This window comes from Arsukibacterium sp., from assembly GCF_041616895.1.
Lineage (GTDB): Bacteria > Pseudomonadota > Gammaproteobacteria > Enterobacterales > Alteromonadaceae > Alishewanella.
Genome location: NZ_JBFJPY010000201.1, coordinates 1 through 2,049 on the forward strand (window position 1 = coordinate 1; position 2,049 = coordinate 2,049).

Consider the following 2,049-nt stretch of genomic DNA (forward strand, 5'->3'; position numbering starts at 1 on the left):
AGCCTGCCTTTTTTAGAGGTGACCGGTTCAATTCAGATAGGCGATGAACACGTTAGCGTGAGCGGAAACGCCTGGCTCGACAGAGAATGGAGCAGTCAACCGCTGTCGGCAGATCAGCAAGGCTGGGATTGGTTCTCCCTGCACCTGGATCAGGGAGATAAGTTGATGCTGTTTCGGCTGCGCCATGCAAACTCGGATGATTATTTTTCCGGAACCTACATTCGCGCCGATGGCACCAGCCAGTCATTGCAACCAGAGCAAATACGGATGCAGCCATTACGACAACATAGCGTCGCTAATCGAAAGCTGCCGGTAGCATGGCAGCTAACTGTAAACGATTTTGGCATCGATATCCGCACTCAGGCGCTTAATCCCAATGCCTGGATGGCAACAGATATTGCTTACTGGGAGGGCCCCATCCAGTTTACCGGCAGCCATACAGGTAAGGGCTACCTGGAAATGACCGGTTATTAAGTGGCAGCGTGTGGCTGGCATTTCTACTGCGTTATCGCTTGTTCATGTAGAATAACTACACATCACAAGCTTTGCCTTGTATAAATACCAGCCACTCAGCCGCAAAAACGACCACCAAACGTCAACACACTCTGATTATTTAATTGTTGTCTAACACAAACTGCGGAATAAGCTGACTGGCGCTGGCCAGAACGGTTTTGTTTTTTAAATTCATAATTCTTACGTTTACCTGAGCGCCACGCTGGCTATGCTGCACGGTGCCGCTTAGCACATAATCTATTTGCTGATTGGCAGCTACCTGCCCCGCGCGATTGCTAAATACGGCATCACCGTCGGCAGTAAGTTTGATGCCACCGGTCAGTTTATGGTCGACCATAGTGACCCCATAACGAGGCATTTGCTGTAAAAAGCGCTCTGCCAAGGCATTGCCCAGGGGGTGCAGGGTATGGCGTGAGGGTGTTAACTCTGCAAAACCTGCTACGGCTACTGTTGCGTCGGCTATCGGTGTTGCGCTGCTGTGATAGAGCTGCATAGCCAGTTCAGCCACATAGTCATCCAGCTGCTTATGACTGGCATACAGCCGGTTGCTGGCAGGATATGCTGCCAGAGCAAAGTCGGGTTCGGCTTGCTGGTTATTGGCAACGGGTTCAGCAATGATATAGGAAGTTGCCAGAGGCGAGTGTTGACTGTGCTGAGGGTTATTTGGGCTGAAAGGAAACATGCTGCAGCCGCTTGTAGATAAAATTGCGCTGCAAATGGCGATTAGGAAGAATTTTTTTATCATGATAAGCCCGATATACTGAATGTCTGTTTCAGTATATCGGCGCTACATCACGTTTCTTTAGGCCGCTGAGTTAAAACACACTGCCGGTTTAAACCTACTTAATTCGCATTACCTGCTCGCCCTGACGGGAGATAACGGCCTGCACAATGTGGCGCGGAATAAAAGTACGGGCAGCGGATACCACTCGCTTGTTATCAATTTGCACCAGACGGGCATTTACCAGCACCCCTTGCTGATGGGTGGTTAGGGTGCCGGTGACCACATAACGAATGGCTACTTCGTCTGACAACTCTTCAAAATTACGGCTTAGTACAAAATCACCGCTTTCGGTCACCCGGATATAATCGGTTACTTTGTAATCCAGCACCGGCACACCAAACTTATGCAGATCGTAAATGATGGCTTCGCTTAAATGATTGCTAAACACCGTACCCTGGTCCAGCGCAGAATCTACATAACTGAAATCGGTCACTCCCACCTGGCTGTCGCTGTCCAGATTGTGCTGCAGCGCCATCAGCTCATGAATTAAATTACGGGCGTAATCGTTTACCGTTAATAACGGTCGCTGCATCGAACCATTGGCATGAGTGCTGGTAGCATGCGTGCTGGTAGAATACGTGCTGGCCGGCGCCGCCGAACTTTGCATCTGAGTTATGCGCTGGGCTCTGTCTGCAGCTTGATCGTCATCCTGGCCCGTTACCGTGATGGTCCGCTCAGGTACTACACAGCCGCTAAGCAGCGCTACTATAGCTAAGGTGGTTAACCGCTTCATTTATTATCTCCTGGAGGAC

The 2,049-nt window shown here is 50.1% G+C and carries 3 protein-coding genes; 1 reads left to right on the top strand and 2 read right to left on the bottom strand.

What is annotated here, in order from left to right:
* On the top strand, positions 1 to 474 hold a 474-nt coding region (locus ABY802_RS16765), incomplete at its 5' end, for a lipocalin family protein (protein ID WP_372628256.1).
* 139 nt (positions 475 to 613) lie between these two features.
* On the opposite strand, the gene ABY802_RS16770 is transcribed toward ABY802_RS16765, so the two are convergent.
* Positions 614 to 1,195, bottom strand: a complete 582-nt coding sequence (locus tag ABY802_RS16770; RefSeq protein ID WP_372628257.1) for a FlgO family outer membrane protein — start codon at positions 1,193 to 1,195, stop codon at positions 614 to 616.
* Positions 1,196 to 1,352: 157 nt separating this feature from the next.
* Positions 1,353 to 2,030, bottom strand: a complete 678-nt coding sequence (locus ABY802_RS16775) for a FlgO family outer membrane protein (RefSeq protein ID WP_372628258.1) — start codon at positions 2,028 to 2,030, stop codon at positions 1,353 to 1,355.
* Positions 2,031 to 2,049 lie beyond the last annotated feature (19 nt).